This is a genomic window from Anaerobacillus sp. 63XJN7_4_ISO-PGPR-S23-413 (assembly GCF_056173725.1).
In genome coordinates, this window is the sequence record NZ_CM149688.1 from 357,070 (window position 1) to 374,384 (window position 17,315).

16 protein-coding genes and 1 riboswitch are annotated in these 17,315 nt (G+C 39.3%); of the genes, 12 read left to right on the top strand and 4 right to left on the bottom strand.

Annotation, left to right across the window (positions count from 1 at the left end):
* Nucleotides 1-177: 177 nt before the first annotated feature.
* Both AC0VYO_RS01990 and AC0VYO_RS01995 read left to right on the top strand, forming a co-directional pair.
* Nucleotides 178-1,791 (top strand): YceG family protein, encoded by a 1,614-nt coding sequence (locus AC0VYO_RS01990; RefSeq protein WP_283153115.1) that lies wholly within the window; start codon nucleotides 178-180, stop codon nucleotides 1,789-1,791.
* A 17-nt stretch (nucleotides 1,792-1,808) separates the two neighbouring features.
* Nucleotides 1,809-2,909 carry a toxic anion resistance protein gene (locus tag AC0VYO_RS01995; RefSeq protein ID WP_194222361.1) on the top strand — a complete coding sequence of 367 codons (1,101 nt, stop codon included), beginning with the start codon at nucleotides 1,809-1,811 and terminating at the stop codon, nucleotides 2,907-2,909.
* Between the two features lie 51 nt (nucleotides 2,910-2,960).
* Here the strand turns inward: AC0VYO_RS01995 and AC0VYO_RS02000 are convergent, their stop codons facing one another.
* Both AC0VYO_RS02000 and AC0VYO_RS02005 read right to left on the bottom strand, forming a co-directional pair.
* On the bottom strand, nucleotides 2,961-3,140 hold the full coding sequence (locus AC0VYO_RS02000) for a CsbD family protein (RefSeq protein WP_430241624.1): 180 nt from the start codon (nucleotides 3,138-3,140) through the stop codon (nucleotides 2,961-2,963).
* Between the two features lie 101 nt (nucleotides 3,141-3,241).
* Entirely contained in the window at nucleotides 3,242-4,660 is a 1,419-nt protein-coding gene (locus AC0VYO_RS02005) for an alanine/glycine:cation symporter family protein (protein WP_194222359.1), read from the bottom strand.
* Nucleotides 4,661-4,998: 338 nt separating this feature from the next.
* Between AC0VYO_RS02005 and AC0VYO_RS02010 the strand changes: the two genes are divergently transcribed.
* The 8 genes from AC0VYO_RS02010 to AC0VYO_RS02045 all read left to right on the top strand — a co-directional run bounded on the left by AC0VYO_RS02010 (nucleotide 4,999) and on the right by AC0VYO_RS02045 (nucleotide 12,473).
* The gene (locus AC0VYO_RS02010; protein WP_475368328.1) at nucleotides 4,999-5,931 is read left to right on the top strand and encodes an alpha/beta hydrolase family protein; all 933 of its coding nucleotides are present in this window, start codon (nucleotides 4,999-5,001) and stop codon (nucleotides 5,929-5,931) included.
* A gap of 188 nt (nucleotides 5,932-6,119) precedes the next feature.
* Nucleotides 6,120-7,505, top strand: coding sequence for a hypothetical protein (locus AC0VYO_RS02015; protein ID WP_475368329.1), 1,386 nt, complete (start codon nucleotides 6,120-6,122; stop codon nucleotides 7,503-7,505).
* Nucleotides 7,506-7,712: 207 nt separating this feature from the next.
* Nucleotides 7,713-8,474 (top strand): threonine/serine exporter family protein, encoded by a 762-nt coding sequence (locus AC0VYO_RS02020; protein WP_475366414.1) that lies wholly within the window; start codon nucleotides 7,713-7,715, stop codon nucleotides 8,472-8,474.
* A 15-nt stretch (nucleotides 8,475-8,489) separates the two neighbouring features.
* On the top strand, nucleotides 8,490-8,936 hold the full coding sequence (locus AC0VYO_RS02025; RefSeq protein ID WP_194222355.1) for a threonine/serine exporter family protein: 447 nt from the start codon (nucleotides 8,490-8,492) through the stop codon (nucleotides 8,934-8,936).
* 102 nt (nucleotides 8,937-9,038) lie between these two features.
* Nucleotides 9,039-9,464: a DoxX family protein gene (locus tag AC0VYO_RS02030; RefSeq protein ID WP_475368330.1), complete on the top strand. Its 426-nt coding sequence runs from the start codon at nucleotides 9,039-9,041 to the stop codon at nucleotides 9,462-9,464.
* Nucleotides 9,465-9,479: 15 nt separating this feature from the next.
* Nucleotides 9,480-10,145, top strand: coding sequence for a DsbA family protein (locus AC0VYO_RS02035; RefSeq protein ID WP_475368331.1), 666 nt, complete (start codon nucleotides 9,480-9,482; stop codon nucleotides 10,143-10,145).
* 171 nt (nucleotides 10,146-10,316) lie between these two features.
* Nucleotides 10,317-10,500, top strand: a riboswitch (cobalamin riboswitch).
* A 114-nt stretch (nucleotides 10,501-10,614) separates the two neighbouring features.
* Nucleotides 10,615-11,109 carry an acyl-CoA thioesterase gene (locus AC0VYO_RS02040; protein WP_430241612.1) on the top strand — a complete coding sequence of 165 codons (495 nt, stop codon included), beginning with the start codon at nucleotides 10,615-10,617 and terminating at the stop codon, nucleotides 11,107-11,109.
* A gap of 284 nt (nucleotides 11,110-11,393) precedes the next feature.
* Nucleotides 11,394-12,473: an AI-2E family transporter gene (locus tag AC0VYO_RS02045; protein WP_475368332.1), complete on the top strand. Its 1,080-nt coding sequence runs from the start codon at nucleotides 11,394-11,396 to the stop codon at nucleotides 12,471-12,473.
* Nucleotides 12,474-12,549: 76 nt separating this feature from the next.
* On the opposite strand, the gene AC0VYO_RS02050 is transcribed toward AC0VYO_RS02045, so the two are convergent.
* Nucleotides 12,550-13,545 (bottom strand): LLM class flavin-dependent oxidoreductase, encoded by a 996-nt coding sequence (locus AC0VYO_RS02050; RefSeq protein ID WP_475368333.1) that lies wholly within the window; start codon nucleotides 13,543-13,545, stop codon nucleotides 12,550-12,552.
* Between the two features lie 239 nt (nucleotides 13,546-13,784).
* Here AC0VYO_RS02050 and AC0VYO_RS02055 point away from each other — a divergent pair, with 239 nt between their 5' ends.
* The gene (locus AC0VYO_RS02055) at nucleotides 13,785-15,113 is read left to right on the top strand and encodes a CoA-disulfide reductase (protein ID WP_475368334.1); all 1,329 of its coding nucleotides are present in this window, start codon (nucleotides 13,785-13,787) and stop codon (nucleotides 15,111-15,113) included.
* A gap of 41 nt (nucleotides 15,114-15,154) precedes the next feature.
* Nucleotides 15,155-15,907, top strand: a complete 753-nt coding sequence (locus tag AC0VYO_RS02060) for a histidine phosphatase family protein (RefSeq protein WP_475368335.1) — start codon at nucleotides 15,155-15,157, stop codon at nucleotides 15,905-15,907.
* 29 nt (nucleotides 15,908-15,936) lie between these two features.
* On the opposite strand, the gene AC0VYO_RS02065 is transcribed toward AC0VYO_RS02060, so the two are convergent.
* Nucleotides 15,937-17,250 (bottom strand): alanine/glycine:cation symporter family protein, encoded by a 1,314-nt coding sequence (locus AC0VYO_RS02065; RefSeq protein WP_475367444.1) that lies wholly within the window; start codon nucleotides 17,248-17,250, stop codon nucleotides 15,937-15,939.
* Nucleotides 17,251-17,315 lie beyond the last annotated feature (65 nt).

Sequence of the window (17,315 nt, forward strand, 5' to 3'; positions counted from 1 at the left end):
TATGGAAGAAATAGTATGTTATTCTGAAAGATAGAAGATGTTATATTGATGAAAGAATGGCTAGAAATAAATAGGGTTACTTCTTACTTGTAAAAGTATAATAAAATTATGAATGTAGGGAGGCTTGATCGGAACTGACCATCCTCCGGAAAGGAATGAGAAAGCGGGGAGAACATCATGAGTCACTATGATCAAATTCTTATCAAGAAAACACCACTTGATGATGAGAATTTAAATGAACTATTATTCAAGCCGTTTCCTGAACGAACTCCTTATGAGAACGGGAACGAATTACTTATAACGCAAATCGTGGGGAGATTTTTGGGGAGCTATTATGATGAGAATGAATATTTTCTTCAGCTGCATGAGCTATCGAATTCTAACTATTTTCATGTATTAAGTGAAGAATTGAATAAGGTAATAAGTCCTGAACGACTTCAGGCGATTCAATCGATTCATTCCATTAACCAAAAAGAAAACGGACTTTCTGCGAATCGGTTTGTAGCCTTTTTGGAAGGTGCCAAACTGATTCCTTCACACAAAAATCCTGCCTTACATCGTCATATGCGAAAATCATTGATCTCCATTCTTGAACTGTTTGAGAAACAGCATAATGGTGGATTTAGTCACCCGGAATTTCGCAGAGTACTTGTTGATTTAATGAAATGGACTTGGAATCATCTCGCTCCATGGTTAGAGGATGTGGAGTTTGAAATAAAGATGCCCGGTATTGTATGGTACGGTGAAGCTTCAACAAGTCAGCAATACTTTTTACTATATCTTGTTCAGCTTGGATGCGATGTCCTTTATTTTCATCCTGAAGGAGTTGATTCGTTTGACGAACTCGATCCCGATGGGGAATTGATGGAGAAAAGGAAATTACCTACTACCGTCGCAATTGAACCATTTCCGATTGAAAAACCAGAGAGACGCTCTACGGTTGCTTATCGAGCAACAAAGGAAATGGATACGGTGCTTCATCATGAAGGATCGCAACTTTTTAAGCCTTGGCAGTTACGAAATTATTCCCCTAAGTCTGTTACTCTAAAAACGACTTATGATGAATTATTTCTGATTGCAAAGGAAAAAGCATTTATTAGACCTAATTTTAAAGTAGAGGATGGCACGGTCCATATCCCCTCTTTATTTGCTAAGATCATGGGAGTATCTGAGAATAAAAAGGAATACTGGAACCGACTTCAAGATATAAGTGAAGCGAAATCGACTACGATGATTCGTCAGTTTCCTTTCACACAAGAGACGAGAGCGAATCAGAAATTTCACTACCAGCATACGATGAATCGGGAAGGAATGTTAGATCCTGAATTGATGATGCAGGGGAATTGGTGGCAGTATAAACACCTTCCCAATGAGACACAGAAAGCGATTGGACAAGCTATCTCAAGAATGTGTGCAAATCCGAAGCTGCTTCCGGAAGGTAATGAAACGGAAGAAGATATTAAGCTTTATTTATTCTCTCAAACTACAAAAATCCCTGAGGAGTTTGTTCATTTAATGCAAACGTTTGATTATTCTCAGGAAGTGCCGAAAGTAGTGCTATATAATACAGAAATGAACGGTACATTATCACGATCAGATGCAGCAGTGTTACACCTGCTAAATGAGTTCGGTATTGATATCATTCTATATAATCCTCCTGGTCATCAATGTATTGAGCGCTACCTTGATTCGAATCAGTTTGATACGCATTGGTTAGAGGAAATGGCATTTCGGCAGGATTTTAAAGAACCTTCTGTATTTCGTAAGCTATTTAAATCGATTAAATTATAATCAGGGAGTGATCGTCCATGACGAATGAGACAGGCCTAACTACGCTCGATAAGAATGAAGAGATTACAGAAGCGAAGGCTGAAGATGTACGTTTAAAACTTCGCGAAGAGCAAGAAGTTCAAAAGCTTGCCGGTGAAATTGATGTAAAAGACCAAATGGCATTACTCGAATTTGGTAAAGAACCAGCAGTAGAGATTTCGAAGTTCTCAGATAAAATCTTATCTATGATGCGTACAACTAGCGTCACGGACTCAGGTGAGATGCTGAAACAACTTGGGAAAATCATGGATCGTTTTGATAAAAAAGATTTTGAAGAGCCGAAAACGGGCTTTCTCTCTAAGTTTTTCAAAAAAAGCAATGATATGGTAGAAAAGATTTTTGGTAAATATCAGACGCTCGGTGGAGAAATTGAGAAGGTACACGTTGAAATCTCCAAGTACAAAGATGAAATGTCTCGTTCTACTGGGACGTTGGATGAAATGTACCAACATAATCTGAACTATTATGTAGAACTTGAGAAGTACGTCGTTGCAGGTCAAATAAAGTTAGAAGAACTTCAAGATAAGGTTCCTGCGATCCAACAAAAAGTTAGTGCTGGCGATCAAATGGCGCAAATGGAGCTAGATACTTTGAATAATGCTATTCAGACGCTAGAGGAGCGCATCTACGATCTTGAGATGGCGAGAATGGTTGCAATTCAAACAGCTCCACAAATTCGACTGTTGCAGCGCGGAAACACAAAGCTAATAGGTAAGATCAATTCAGCCTTTATTATTACCATTCCTGTTTTTAAGAACGGTGTCATTCAAGCTGTGACCGCGAAGCGTCAGAAGCTTGTTGCTGATTCAATGAACGAGCTGGACCGTCGTACAAACGAAATGTTAAAAAACAATGCGCAGAACATCTCGAATCAAAGCGTTGAGATAGCTAAATTATCTGGTAGACCGAGTGTTAAGATTGAGACGATTGAAGAATCCTGGAATACAATCGTTAAAGGTATGGAAGAAACGAGAGCCATTGAGGACGAGAATAAACGTCTGCGAGATGAAGGTACGAAGCGAATTCTTGAACTTCAAGATAACATGAAGCAAATCGGTAATAATGCTAAACGTTCATAAATAAAAGGAGAGCGGGTTCCCGCTCTCCTTTTATTTATGAATTGAGTTTGTTTAATTTTTATCCTTGAGATTACCAGATCGTTCCTGATATTCACCTTTCGACTTATCACGTTTGCCTTCCTCTTGAAGGTGTTGGTCATCCTTTGCATTACCAATTTGATCTTTTACTTCACCTTTAGTTTTGGAAACAGCGCCTTTCACTTTATCACTTAGTCCTTTGCGATCACTCATTGCAAAAACGCTCCTTTCTCTTACGATTATCTAGTAAAGAAAATACCCCCTGAAGGCGGATGCCAAACGGCATTTTGCTTCAAGGGGCAGAAAATAGTACATTAGTTTGATTTATCTTTTACAGGCTTATCTGTCCAAATATCTGATTTCAAGCCTTTTATCGTATCCGCGTAGAATTGAGGATCTTTACCTGCTTTTCGCTGATCGCGATAGTCTTTCAATGCTACAAACGCCACTTTACCAATAATGGAGATGACGATTAAGTTCAAGAGTGCCATAAGACCCATGGAAAGGTCGGCCATGCCCCAAACGATACCGAATCCGGCTTTAGCACCGAACATAACCATGGCAAGAACGGCCAGTCTATAAAGAAGAAGAGCGGTTTTGCTTGATTTAATAAATTCGATATTTGTTTCACCGTAGTAATAGTTACCAATAATTGAACTAAAAGCAAAGAGGAGAACGGCAACTGCTACGAATATACCTGCGCCACTTCCTAAGTGTTGGTTCATCGCTTCCTGAGTAAGCTGTACACCATCTAGCTTTGAATCAACATAGCCATCTGACATTAGAATCATAAATGCTGTTGCTGTAGCAATAAGTAGAGTATCCACGAACACACCAAGCGCTTGGATAAGTCCCTGCTTTACTGGGTGTGATACGTCGGCAGTTGCAGCAGCATTGGGAGCACTACCCATACCAGCTTCGTTGGAGAAAAGACCACGTTTGATTCCTAGAAGCATTGCGGCACCTACACCGCCTCCTGTCACTTCTTTTAAACCAAAAGCATGTTGGAAAATCAGAGCGATCATAGCTGGAATTTCAGTGAAATTAACAATTAAAACAAAACCAGCAACAATGATATAAATCCCTGCCATAATTGGTACAATGATTTGAGAAACAACAGCAATTCGACGAACGCCACCGAAAATAATGATCGCCGTTGCAACAGTTAAGATCGCACCTAATACCCAGCGATTCACATCAAATGAATTTTCGAAAGCAAGTGCGATCGTATTGGATTGTACAGAGTTAAATACAAGACCAAAGCTGAATGTAATTAAGACGGCGAAGATAATCCCTAACCATCTAGCATTTAGTGCACGCTGCATATAGTAAGCAGGTCCACCACGGAAATCGTCGCCATCGCGCACTTTATAAATTTGAGCTAGTGTGCTTTCAACAAATCCACTTGCTGCACCGAGTAGGGCAATAACCCACATCCAAAATACAGCACCGGGACCACCGATACTAACTGCTGAGGCAACGCCGGCAAGGTTTCCGGTTCCAACACGTGAAGCCGTACTAATGAAGAAAGCTTGTAAACTAGAAACAGAGTTTTTTCTTCCTTTCATTGTGTCCTTTTCAGAAAGAACATGGAACATCTCACCGAATAAGCGAAATTGAACGAATCGAGAACGAATTGTAAAATAAAGTCCGACACCAATTAGAATGACGATTAGAACATTTGACCAAATAAGCTCATTACCAGCATCAACAATTGTTTTTAAAATATCCATATGTAGGCCCCTTCTATATATGATTTAGGAAAGAAGAATGTAAGATATGATCACACTTCCCTTAATTCAACTGAATCTAACTTACTTTATAAGTGTTTTAATAAAAATGGAAAATAAATCGTATTTTCAGAAAATAAATGACGTTAGACGCAGCAACACAATTGTTTATTATACATGTAGTACTGATTGAAAAGGACACTTGATGTAAGATAACCTCACATTGTAAAATAAACCATCTTATTTATTCTTTCCTATTTTTGTTATTCGATATAATAAATAAAAACCCTTGGGGAAAATGAGAAGTGAATACTAAATAACAGATTTAAGGAGCGAAAGGCATGAGGGAAATTGATGTTATGGTTAAAGGCGAATTTGACTTAAGTGCAACTCTTACTCTTCCTTCCAATTCAGAAGAGAAGTATCCTGTAATCGTGATGATACATGGAAGCGGTCCTGTGGATCGTGATGAAAATGCCAAAAGTCTAAAAATAAATGCGTTAAAGGAATTCACTACTATTTTGACAATTGAAGGGTACGCCACTCTTCGGTATGACAAGAGGGGAATAGGTGAAAGTAGAGGGGATTATTATAAAACAGGGTACTATGATCTAATTGATGATGCTGTAGACGTTGTAAAGTTCGCTAAATCACATGAAAGTATTGATGAAGAGCGAATTTATCTTCTAGCGCATAGCGAGGGATGTCTTGTGTCACCTGTCGTCCACACTAGGACTACTGTGCAAGGAATGATACTATTATCTCCCTCAGCTGAGCCGCTTGCAGAAACGACAGCTTGGCAAAGAAGTCAAATGAAAGAAGATATGCAAACGCTAAGTGGCTTCCAGGGGTGGTTGCTTCGATTCATTAAAGCGGATAAAAAGTTAGATAAGATGAATGATAAAATGACCCGAAAAATAAAAAGTACTGATGCGCCAACTATACGATACAATGGTCAGAAAATAAACGCGAAATGGAATCGTGAACATGAGAAGTTTGACGTGCGCGAATATTTAAGTGAGGTAGAGTGTCCAGTTATTGCAATTACTGGCTCAAAAGATGTTCAGGTAAAGAAGGAGCAGGTGAAAGACGTTTGTCTTCTTGTTAAAGGTGAATGTGAACATTATATTGTTGATGACCTAACTCATGTTTTACGAAAAACGAAAGTAGAACATCGTTTCTCGAGTATCATCAATGATTACAAGAAGCAGGTAAAGCATCCTATAGATTCAGAGCTAATCAAACTTGTATCGGAATGGTTAAAAAAGCGATAGGCATATGGAGAAGAAACCTCAACAAATGAATTTTTAGCTTCATCCTTAAATTGTCTAAAGCAGGTTTAACTAATCGTTTATTTTAGCAGCTTCTTCAAGCTCAAGAATGATCACTTTCTTCCTGATGAATGGAGTGGTAAAATAAAGGTGGAAGGTTTAAAAATCAGCTCTGCCCGGGAGGGATTTTAATGATCGAGCAACCACAACGTGTTACTGTTATCTCGAATCAACGACAAGTCCAATTACGTGTTGAGCGACTCGTAATTCATCAAAGAATGAAGATTATAGAAGCTAAGAAGACAGATGGAAGTAACTTCTACCTTTTCTTTTATAAAGATGATTTCATTACTGGAAAAACGGCAGAAGTTAAAAATGGATCTCTTATTGAGAAAGCTTTCCAGAAAGGGATCGTACTCCAAGCACCTCACCCGCTTATTGATCACTTTCTAGCTGATCGAACACTTCATCTTAAATCTACAAAGCAAGTCTTTCAATCTGTACAGAAGCGGTACACCCCTCAAGAAACATCCTTTATCTTTTCTTATTTTGATTCATTTCTCTCAACCGAAACCATTATTAAATTAATGCGAAAGCATTTTTATGACTACCGCAGAAATGGCCAATTACGGATGGCGTTTCAAATTTTAGCTGTGATGCTTTATTTCGATCCAACAAATAAATGGGCGATCGAACTATCGCGGAAATTAGAATATCAAAAAGTTAGAAGCTTTTATGAAGGAGATCATGATGGTCTTAAAGAAGTTGATCCGCTTTTTGCTGAAATTCAGGCTTATGATGACCTTCAAGCACATCAAGCCTACCTTGAATCAATCCTTCGTAAAGAAAAACGTGTTATTGAACGATCCGCTTTACGCCTTTACCTCTATCTCCAATCACCTGAAGAGGATGATCTGGACCCACTATCTCTCATCGATGTTACGCTCTCTGAATCTGAGCGAGCCCGTCTGCTATCATTGATGTATGCAGAAGCACCTCACCATAAAACTCTAAGAAACAATGCTTTTCAAGCTCTAATGTATTTAAATAAAACAAGTGAAGCCATTCAATTAATGACAGAACGAAAAGGTGAAATCACCCAAAGTGAATATGACCTTCTTCTAAGTGCATTTCAAGATGAGACTACAAATTTCAAAACCTTTGATTATCCTTCCCTTCAAAGCTGTTTGGAACGTAAAGAAAATCGTCCTTATCTAGATGGTTTACTTCAAGCACTTATCCCTAGGATGCTGCATGAATTTGGATTGGGATACGTCTATAGCTGGGTGAAGCCTTTATTCGAGAAAAACCAAGATCTCTCTATCCTATCAACGCTACAAATAATGGCGGATATTCAAGATGATCCAGATAAGCAATTTCAGCTAGGTAAGCTCTACCATAAACTTAAACAATATGATGAAGCAATTACCTGCTTCGATTGGGAGATGGAGCTGCATCCAACGGACCCAACCCCTGTTCAGTGGTTGACGAAGGTATATCGTGAGATGGGTAAAGTGGAGGAATCGAATACCTATATGTCGATTTATTCTAAAATGCAAAGAGTGTCTCAACAATAGCGCTGGCTTATGCCAGCGCTATTTTTTTTGGCTATATTAATGAGCCTTAAATCGGGAATCAACAGTATAAGCTAACATAGCCTTTTTGTTAAAGTGACATTCAAAATGGTCGTCTTCTTTTTATATTACATTTGATAAACATAAGTAGGTTCATATAAACTAAGAAACAACGAACAATGAATACTTCACGGTTGTCAGGAGCGACGTATGGAAAATCAAACGAGTTATGCCTATGACATTATTCAAGTATGCCTTTTGGCTGGAAAGGTAATGCTGCAAAATGGCGGTGAAACTTACCGTGTAGAAGATACGATGACTAGAATTGCAGACGCTTATGGGGCAACGCATTCGAATAGTTACGTAACCCCTACTGGGATTATTTTCTCTTTAGAAGGTCCTGAACCTTCCAAAACACAGTTGATGCGCATTTCAGAGCGCACGACGGATTTAGATAAAGTAACGAAGGTAAATAGTATATCGAGGAGAATTAGCAGCGGTGGTCTTTCGATTAAGGAAGCTTATGAAGAGCTTGACCAATTGGATAAAATGACCGAGCGGTATACATTTCCTAAGCAGTTAGTTGCTGCTGCGATTGCAAGCGGTTGTTTTCTAATTATGTTTCAAGGGGAGTGGGGAGATTTTCTTCCGGCAGTTCTTGCAGGGGGAGGTGGCTTTTATAGTGTTTCACTATTTAACCGCCTTGTACCGATAAAATTCTTCTCAGAGTTCCTTGCTTCATTTGTCATAGGATTACTCGCTGTCCTTTTTGTGTCTACTGGAATCGGTGGGCAACTTGATAAAATTATTATTGGTTCAGTGATGCCACTTGTTCCTGGTCTATTAATCACGAATGCTGTAAGGGATTTAATGGCGGGGCATTTAATATCTGGCCTATCTAAAGGCGCAGAGGCCTTTCTTACCGCATTTGCGATTGGAGCAGGCATTGCCCTTGTTGTATCATTTTTATAGAAAGGGAGGACAATTATGACAATTATTGCTCAGGTTTTGACGAGCTTTGTGGCAAGTGCAGCGTTTGGATTATTATTTAACGCTCCTAAATCCTCCCTTATTAAAGGCGGGTTTGTTGGCATGTGTGGCTGGATGATTTATTACGGAATGGAGGCATCAGGTATTGATGCTGTCATCGCCACTGTAACAGCCTCATTTGTCATCGCTGTTATTAGTCAGGTTTTTGCAAAGGTGTATCGGACACCAGTCATTATATTTAGTGTAGCGGGGATTATTCCGCTTGTTCCAGGTGGTCTGGCTTACGATGCGATGAGGAATTTCGTTCAAAATGATTACAATAGTGCCATTAACCTTGCAGCCAGAGCATTTATGATATCGGGATCCATTGCAGTAGGGTTAGTATTTTCGGAAGTGATCAATCAAATCATTCGGCATTCCACACTCGCAAGGGGTCAGAAATAGGTCTTCATCCTTTTGCAATGTAGGCATTCATTATGATAACGTTTAGTTGGATAACTGTGTCGAACGGTGTCAAATAATGTTAGTATCTGGGGAGGATCAATAATGAAAACCTATCCCCATCTCGGGTTGTTAACAATTCGATTGGTCGTAGGTATGCTTTTTTTTGCTCATGGTTTTTTAAAGTTTTCTGAAGGGATCACGAATACAGTAGCTTTTTTTGAGACGATCGGTATTTCTGGTTTTCTTGCTTATGTTGTGGCTATAGTTGAGTTAACTGGAGGAGTTTTGATGATTTTCGGCTTAGGAACGCGAATTGTCAGCGTACTGTTTTCCATGATTTTATTAGGAGCTCTTCTCTTTGTAAAGAGATCAACTGGAATGCTGGGCGGTTATGAACTAGACATTGCTTTTCTAGCTATGTCAGTGTCTTTATTTCTAGGAGGCGGCGGTCCATATAGTCTTTCAACATACCTTAAGAGAAAAGGTTGGTCGTTTAAGATCGATCAGGAGAAAGTAACAAAGGATTAAAGAGGAAGTGACTGAATGGCTAAACCAAAAAAGAAGTTAAAACCGGGTGCCAGATGGTTATTATTATTTGCGGGACTCGTTATTCTATTTTTGTTTATTAACTTTCTGTTTCATCCATTTGCAAATACAAAAGGATTTAAATTAGAGTCTCAACCGCACTTGGGTGAGGAAACAGCGCCAGTTGAAATTGTGCAATTTGGTGATTATAAATGCTCTTCATGTCAATCCTTTAATGAATCTTTGCTTCCAAAAATCCAAGAGGAATTATTAGCAACTGAGAAAGCAAAATTTTACTTTGTCCATTATCCGTTCCTCTATAAAGATTCCACGAGGGCTGCTGAATTTGCTGAGGTTGTTTATCAAGAATTAGGTAATGATGTATTTTGGCAATTTCATCATGTTCTGTATGACAAACATAAAAAAGGATCTGAGACGAAAGATGTTTTAACTGAATCTTTCTTAACGAAAACCCTTAGTGGTCTAGTTAGTGAAGAAGAAGCGGACAGAGTTGTTAAAGCCTATAAGAGTGGTGCAGGTGAGAAACGAGTAGAATCTGACCTTGCTTATGCAAATAAAAAGAATGTTTCAGAAACGCCTACCTTATTTGTAGATGGTAAGCGTTTTGACGGAACGAGTTTATCTGAATTGAAACAAATGGTTGAGGATTCAACCGACGAATAAATTAAGGCGCTGTGAAGGCGTCTTTTTTTTGTTGCATTCTAATTAATGGGTTCCTCTGCCGGCAAAAATCATTAAATAAACGTTTGTTTAAGGTATAAATAGTTAAACAAACGTTTGATTAACGAATGGTATTGACTTTTAGATCCCCGGCATGAAGAATAGAGAAGTACAATTGAATAAAATGGAAAAGGTGTACTGATTTCAGTACTTAATAGGGAAATTGGTGAAAATCCAATGCGGTCCCGCCACTGTAAGAAGTAAGGACGGTGCGTTACCCCACTTATCAATGATAGGGAAGGGGCATTCGTTCAACAAAGCTTCAAGCCAGGAGACCTGCCTTTTCTAAAGCACTGATTGACCTACGGACGATAGGGGGGTGTAACGGAGAAGACTGTGAAAAGTCTATTTGTTATGCATGCTCTTATGAAAAGAGTATGCATTTTTTATTGTTTAGAAAAGGAGAGATGATATGAAAAAGAATGTAAGCGAATCAAGAGTGTATAAGAGCAGCCGTATTTTTCCGCCTGACCTTAACAGCCATGGGACATTATTTGGGGGTAAACTCCTTGCCGATATGGATATGCTAGCATCAATCGCGGCGACAAGGCATTCTCGTCTAGAATGCGTGACAGTGTCTATGGATACGGTGGAGTTTTTACATCCTATAACGGAAGAGGATTCGATTCATTATGAAGCTTTTGTCATATGGACGGGTAAAAGCTCAATGGAAGTTTTTGTGAAAGTAAACGCCGAACACCTTTTAACGGGTGCCAATCGTATAGCAGCGACGTGTTTTATTACGTTTGTAGCCCTTCTCGACGGTAGACCAATGAAAGTACCTGGAATTCAGCCGGAAACTGAAGGGGAAAAGCAGCTTAACGAGCTAGCCCAAAAACGAGCTCAAACAAGATTGGATCGTAAAGAAACAAGCAAGAATCTAGGGGGAATCCTAACGTTGTTATAACCAGAAAAGAGGGCTGGAGTATTCCGGCTCTCTTTTGTTAGTCGTGAGACATTTTATCGTTATATTTTGGTTCATTCCTAAAAGATGGTTGTTTTGTATTTAAAACCACATCTAGCTGATAGGAGAGGGAATCACCCCTCACTCTAATAGAAACAATATTTACGAGAGAGGTTCCTTTTTAGATCCCCTGGAATCGGAAACTTTTTGTGGAAATCAAGTTAGTAAAAGAGTGTTGAGTGGTATAGGGATGAGAGTGAAATGAATAAAAACAAAGGAGACGGCCAATGTGGATTAGACATGATTTCTTCAAGTATATAACAGGTATTATTCTATTATTAATCTGTTTTTTCTTTTTGACAGAATTAGATTTATTGAAACCGGTGAAAACAATTATAGGTACATTGTTTTATCCAGTACTAATTGCTGGTTTTTTGTATTATGCAATCAAGCCTATTGTTAAGTTATTAAAAAAGATTCCATTTGTATCAGATATTGTCGCGATTTTAATTGTGTTTATAGGGATTGCGGGTATCCTCTATACTGGATTCACTTTTCTAGCAAACCCGATTCAGAGTCAGGTGTCAGAGTTTTCGAAGGAGTTGCCTGAGAAGCTGAAAGAATCAGCAAAAGAAGCTGAGAAAATGATGGAGAAAAATGATATGGGGATGCTTTCTGTAGAAAACCTCCAACAAAAAGCAACGAGCTATTTAGGTAATTTAACGCAAAGCCTCGGTGATCACATTATGCAGGTTGTGAGTGCATTAACAAGTGCTACGACAGTCCTTGTAATCGTACCTTTTGTCTTATTCTATTTTCTTAAAGATGATCATAAATTAAGCCCATTTCTCCTGAGATTTATTCCTAATAAACATCAGAGTGAAGGAGAACAGATCCTTCATAAGGTTGATAAAACTTTATCGGCCTATATTATTGGACAAATTATTGTAGCAATCGTAGACGGTGTCTTAATGTATGTTGGTTATTTAATCATTGGACTACCTTATGCATTAATATTAGGACTATTTGTGATGATCACAGCAGTGGTCCCATTTTTCGGACCAATTATTGGTGTGATACCTGCTCTGGTTGTCGCTTTAACACAAGAACCGATGTTAGCCTTGTATGTGATTATTATTACGATAGTTGTTCAACAGTTAGAAGGAAACCTGGTAGCGCCTGTTGTCTTAGGTAAAAGGTTAAACATACACCCTTTAACCATCATTTTACTACTAATTGTAGCAGCGGCTTTATATGGGTTCATTGGGATGCTGATTGCTATTCCACTTTACTCCGTCATTAAGGTCATCGTTAAGAATTTCTATGAATTTTATCGAATACGGCATCGATCCGAATTAACTGAATAACGGTAAAAGCCCCTACTTCATTGAGAAGTAGGGGCTTTTATTTGAGTAACACCTAAAAACATGTTGAGTAATCGCCTTATAAATAAATATGTGCAAGACGCTCATATGATTTTCTTCGCTCATCAAAATCATGTATGTTTGTGAGAACCATGAATTCTTCAGTTTGATAGTGTTCGGCTAATTCGTCGATTTTCTTCTTTACTGTTTCTCTAGATCCGATTATCATTCGTTTTCGATTATTTTTTATTCGTTCTTCTTCCGTTACTGTATAACGGTGCTGTTTAGCTTCGTCAATGGATGGCACTCGACTATCAAGACCTTTTTCTACTCGCAGAAGCCAGAGATCCTGACTTAAAGCAAGTTCTTCCGCCTCTTCGTCAGTTTCTCCACATACGACGAATAGGGCAATAATAGCTGAAGGAGAAGGACTATAATAAGTAGGTTGGAACAGTTGATAGTAAGTTTGGAGGGCGTTTTTACCTCGATCAGGTTTAATAAAATGCCCAAAGACATAGCCAATGCCCAATTCTGCTGCTTTTTTAGCACTATTCTCACCCATACCTAATAGCCAAAGAGAAGGGGGTGAGTCGGTTTGAGGAGCTGCTTTTATGCCGGCAAACTCGTGTCCTCTCGGCATAGAGTCAGTCAAGTAGTGGGAGAGCTCTTCTAATTGACGTGGGAATTCATTCAAGCTTTTATTAATGCCATCTGTTAAAGCTAATCGTGTTTTTGCTGTACCACCGGGTGAACGGCCGACTCCAAGGTCAACACGTCCTGGATGAAGAGCTTCTAGTTGTCGGAAATTCTCTGCCACTTTGAATGGACTATATTGTGGAAGCAGGACACCACCAGAGCCTACCTTGATATTAGAGGTTGAGGCTGCGATGTGAGACATCATAATCTCTGGAGAGGTGCTGGCAAGCCCTTTTGTACTATGGTGTTCTGCAAACCAGTATCGGTAGTATCCAAGAGCTTCTGCAGTACGTGCGAGTTCACGCGTATGCTCAAGTGTTTTATAGGCATCACTCCCTGAAGGTATAGGGACTTGATCAAGAATGCTTAATGTAACCATGGTCAGACTCCTTCCGCTTTATTAAGTAGTATTAACCTTCTATCATTATCGTAACGCGATAGGAAGGTATGTGATAGTAAGACGACTTTGTGTTTAAAATTTATTGTGAAACATTGAACAAACTTATTGCAATTAATACAAAAGGAACATATAATTACAATATAAAAATTGTGAAACACATCACATGATTGCGTCCTTTTATGTGAAATAATTCACAATTATACAAGGAGGAATTATTGATGAAAGTAGCAGTTGTTGGATGTACACATGCCGGAACGGCCGCAGTTACGAATATAGCAACACGTTATCCTGAAGCAGATATTACGGTTTATGAGCGTAATGATAATGTCTCTTTCTTATCTTGCGGAATTGCTCTTTATGTTGGAGGAGTTGTAAAAGATCCAAAAGGTTTATTCTATTCATCTCCTGAGAAGTTAGAAGAGATGGGTGTCACAATGAAAATGAAGCATGAAGTATTAGATATTGATTCTATAAACAATCGTATTAGCGTTAAGAATTTGAATACAAAAGAAGTGTTTGAGGATGATTACGATAAGCTTGTGATGGCGACAGGATCATGGCCGATTATTCCGCCTATTGAAGGAATTCAACTTAATAATATCCTTTTATCAAAAAACTATACCCAAGCTAATACAATTATCGAACGAGCAAAGGAAGCTAAACGCGTTACCGTTATTGGGGCAGGCTATATTGGAGTTGAGTTAGTAGAGGCTTTTCAGAAATATGGAAAAGAAGTAACCTTAATTGATGGAGAAGACCGTATCTTAAGTAAGTATCTTGATCCAGAGTTTACAGATATAATTGAAGAGGACTTCAAGACTCGTGGCATTCGTCTTGCGCTTAACGAAACAGTGACTCGTTTTGAAGGAGAGGAACACGTCTCTAAAGTTGTGACAACCCGTGGAGAATATGAAGCAGATCTCGTTATTCTTTCTGTAGGCTTTCGTCCGAACACAGATCTTCTTAAAGGGCAGATAGAGATGATGCCAAACGGGGCCATTATTGTAGATGAATATATGAGAACAAGTAAGGAAAATATTTTTGCTGCTGGCGATAGCTGTGCTATACAATACAATCCTACTGGTGAAAATGCGTATATTCCTTTAGCTACAAATGCTGTTCGAATGGGTACCCTCGTTGGACAGAACATTATGAAACCAACGATCAGATATATGGGCACTCAGGGGACATCTGGTTTACACCTTTTTGATCACAGTATGGCTTCTACTGGTTTAACTGAGAGGGCAGCTATTAGTGTGGGTAAGAATGTGAAAACAATCACAATAAAAGAAAACAATCGTCCAGAGTTTATGCCAGATTATGAAGTGATCACACTGAAGGTGGTTTATGAAGTGGATACGAGGAGAATTCTTGGAGCTCAAGTGATCTCTAAAGCAGACGTAACGCAATCAATTAATACACTCTCTGTTTGTATTCAAAACAAAATGACTATAGATGAATTAGGATACATCGATTTCTTTTTCCAACCACATTTTAATAAACCGTGGAACTTTCTAAATCAGGCTGGTTTACAGACCGCTTTATAGATGATTATCCGCTGGCAAATAGCTAGCGGATTTCTTGTGTAATGAGAAATAGAAACATTTTCTTCCACTTGCATCCTCTCGATACGATAGCCATAATGAAGGTTAGAATTTGTGTAGGAGAGAGTGAGCAAGTAGTGACCAATAAGAGTATAAATAAAGCAACGAAACAAAGTCATACGCGTATTTATCTTGTACGACATGGTGAAAGTGAATGGAATGCAGCAGGAGATCTTTATTGTGGACGAACAGATATTGGACTTTCTACGGAGGGAGCCACTCAAGCGAAGAATGCAGGCGACTTTCTAAGTTCGGTTTCGTTTGATCGAGCTTATGCTTCTCCATTAATACGTGCACGTCATACAGCTGAACTCATTTTAGGAGAACGAGATTTGCCGATTCAAATAGATGAACGGATCTATGAAGGTGATTTTGGAGAGTGGGAAGGTCGATCGAAAGCGGAGTTTATTAAAGAAGATCCTGACTCATGGGATAATTGGATGGCTAACCCATGGGAAACAAGAGCGGGGCGAACGGGTGAAACGGCTCGTGAAATGTATGAAAGAGCGTCATCTTTTTTTAAGGAAATAAGTGAAAAGCATTCCGGTGAAACGGTGCTCGTTGTTGCGCACAACAACACGATTCGTTTCTTTCTAGCAGGGGTACTTGGGATGCCTTTTGCCAACTATCGTCGCATCTTTCAAGATAATACAGGAATAAATATCCTTGATGTGGCTGGCGATGAAATCGTGATCCGCAGTCTGAATATCAACTCTCATCTAAGTGCAGATAGATAGAAAAAAGCGATGCAGCTGCATCGCTTTTTTTATTGAGAAAGCTCTTTATATGATTTTTTTACGACGCTACTTAAAGCGATCAGGGCAATGACGTTGGGCAACACCATGAATGCATTAAATGTATCGGCAAGCTGCCATACGAACGGCACATTTAAAACAGTTCCTAGGACGATGAAAACAAGAACAGCACCACGATAGTAAGGGACGCTTTTTTGTCCAAATAAATAATTTACATTTGTTTCGCCAAAGTAAGCCCAGCCTAAAATTGTTGTGAAACTAAAGAACAAAAGACTAAATGCAATAAAGTAAACACCAAAGCCCCCTAGGCCACTAGTGAAACTAGCTTGCGTTAATTCAATTCCAGTAAGGTTAGAACTTGCCCCGTCCGTTACAAGAATCACGAGTGCTGTAACGGTACAAATAATCACGGTATCGATGAGAACACCGACCATAGCTACAAATCCTTGCTGTGCAGGGTGTTTCACTTCTGCCACTGCGTGGGCATGAGGTGTTGACCCCATACCTGCTTCATTTGAGAATAGCCCTCTTGCAACCCCGTACCGAATCGCTTCTTTTATCGAGGCACCAAGCACTCCGCCTCCAGCTGATTCTGGAGTGAATGCCGATTCAACGATAAGTGATAGTGCTGGAAGTACTTGATCGAAATGTATGACAAGAATGATAAGAGCTCCGATAATGTAGAGTAACGCCATAATCGGAACGACATTGCCTGCAAATCGAGCAATTCGATTGATACCACCGAATAGTATTAAACTAATTAAAATCGCTACACCTATGCCGATCGCAATTGGTGGAATTTGAAATGCGGTTTGAAAAGCCTCGGCTATTGAATTAGATTGCACCATATTCCCAACAAAACCAAGCGCACAAATGATCGCAATCGCAAAGAAGGCGGCTAATTTTTTACTACCTAGACCGTCGCGAATATAGTAAGCGGGTCCACCTTTTACGACCCCATTTTCTTTTACGCGAAATTTCTGAGCTAGTACAGCTTCAGCAAAGATCGTCGCCATACCAAGAAAGGAAGAGATCCACATCCAAAAAATAGCTCCTGGTCCCCCAGCTGCAATAGCAGTGGCTACTCCGGCTAAATTCCCAGTCCCTACTTGAGCCGCAATGGCTGTTGAGAGGGCCTGGTAAGACGAAATACCTTTTTGTTTCTTTTTTGAAAACAGGGGCCCAAATGTTTGGCGAAATCCTTCTTTTAAGCCTGTAAACTGGATAAAACCAAGACGTATCGTGAAAAACAACCCAGTTCCAAGGAGGAGGGAAATCATTATGGGTCCCCAAAGAACCGCGTTAATTGCTTCTATTACTTGCACTGTTGTCAACTCGCTCTCATGAAAAAATAAGATTCTCCCATAATAGCTTACTTTTTCACTATACT

Excerpts from the sequence above, each read along its gene's own strand:
- AC0VYO_RS02020 (WP_475366414.1), top strand. The coding sequence starts at position 7,713 with ATGGAAAATCAAACGAGTTATGCCTATGACATTATTCAAGTATGCCTT.
- AC0VYO_RS02025 (WP_194222355.1), top strand. The coding sequence starts at position 8,490 with ATGACAATTATTGCTCAGGTTTTGACGAGCTTTGTGGCAAGTGCAGCG.
- AC0VYO_RS02040 (WP_430241612.1), top strand. The coding sequence starts at position 10,615 with ATGAAAAAGAATGTAAGCGAATCAAGAGTGTATAAGAGCAGCCGTATT.
- AC0VYO_RS02005 (WP_194222359.1), bottom strand. The coding sequence starts at position 4,660 with ATGGATATTTTAAAAACAATTGTTGATGCTGGTAATGAGCTTATTTGG.
- AC0VYO_RS02045 (WP_475368332.1), top strand. The coding sequence starts at position 11,394 with ATGTGGATTAGACATGATTTCTTCAAGTATATAACAGGTATTATTCTA.
- AC0VYO_RS02000 (WP_430241624.1), bottom strand. The coding sequence starts at position 3,140 with ATGAGTGATCGCAAAGGACTAAGTGATAAAGTGAAAGGCGCTGTTTCC.
- AC0VYO_RS02015 (WP_475368329.1), top strand. The coding sequence starts at position 6,120 with ATGATCGAGCAACCACAACGTGTTACTGTTATCTCGAATCAACGACAA.
- AC0VYO_RS01995 (WP_194222361.1), top strand. The coding sequence starts at position 1,809 with ATGACGAATGAGACAGGCCTAACTACGCTCGATAAGAATGAAGAGATT.
- AC0VYO_RS02035 (WP_475368331.1), top strand. The coding sequence starts at position 9,480 with ATGGCTAAACCAAAAAAGAAGTTAAAACCGGGTGCCAGATGGTTATTA.
- AC0VYO_RS02055 (WP_475368334.1), top strand. The coding sequence starts at position 13,785 with ATGAAAGTAGCAGTTGTTGGATGTACACATGCCGGAACGGCCGCAGTT.
- AC0VYO_RS02010 (WP_475368328.1), top strand. The coding sequence starts at position 4,999 with ATGAGGGAAATTGATGTTATGGTTAAAGGCGAATTTGACTTAAGTGCA.
- AC0VYO_RS02060 (WP_475368335.1), top strand. The coding sequence starts at position 15,155 with ATGAGAAATAGAAACATTTTCTTCCACTTGCATCCTCTCGATACGATA.
- AC0VYO_RS02050 (WP_475368333.1), bottom strand. The coding sequence starts at position 13,545 with ATGGTTACATTAAGCATTCTTGATCAAGTCCCTATACCTTCAGGGAGT.
- AC0VYO_RS01990 (WP_283153115.1), top strand. The coding sequence starts at position 178 with ATGAGTCACTATGATCAAATTCTTATCAAGAAAACACCACTTGATGAT.
- AC0VYO_RS02030 (WP_475368330.1), top strand. The coding sequence starts at position 9,039 with ATGAAAACCTATCCCCATCTCGGGTTGTTAACAATTCGATTGGTCGTA.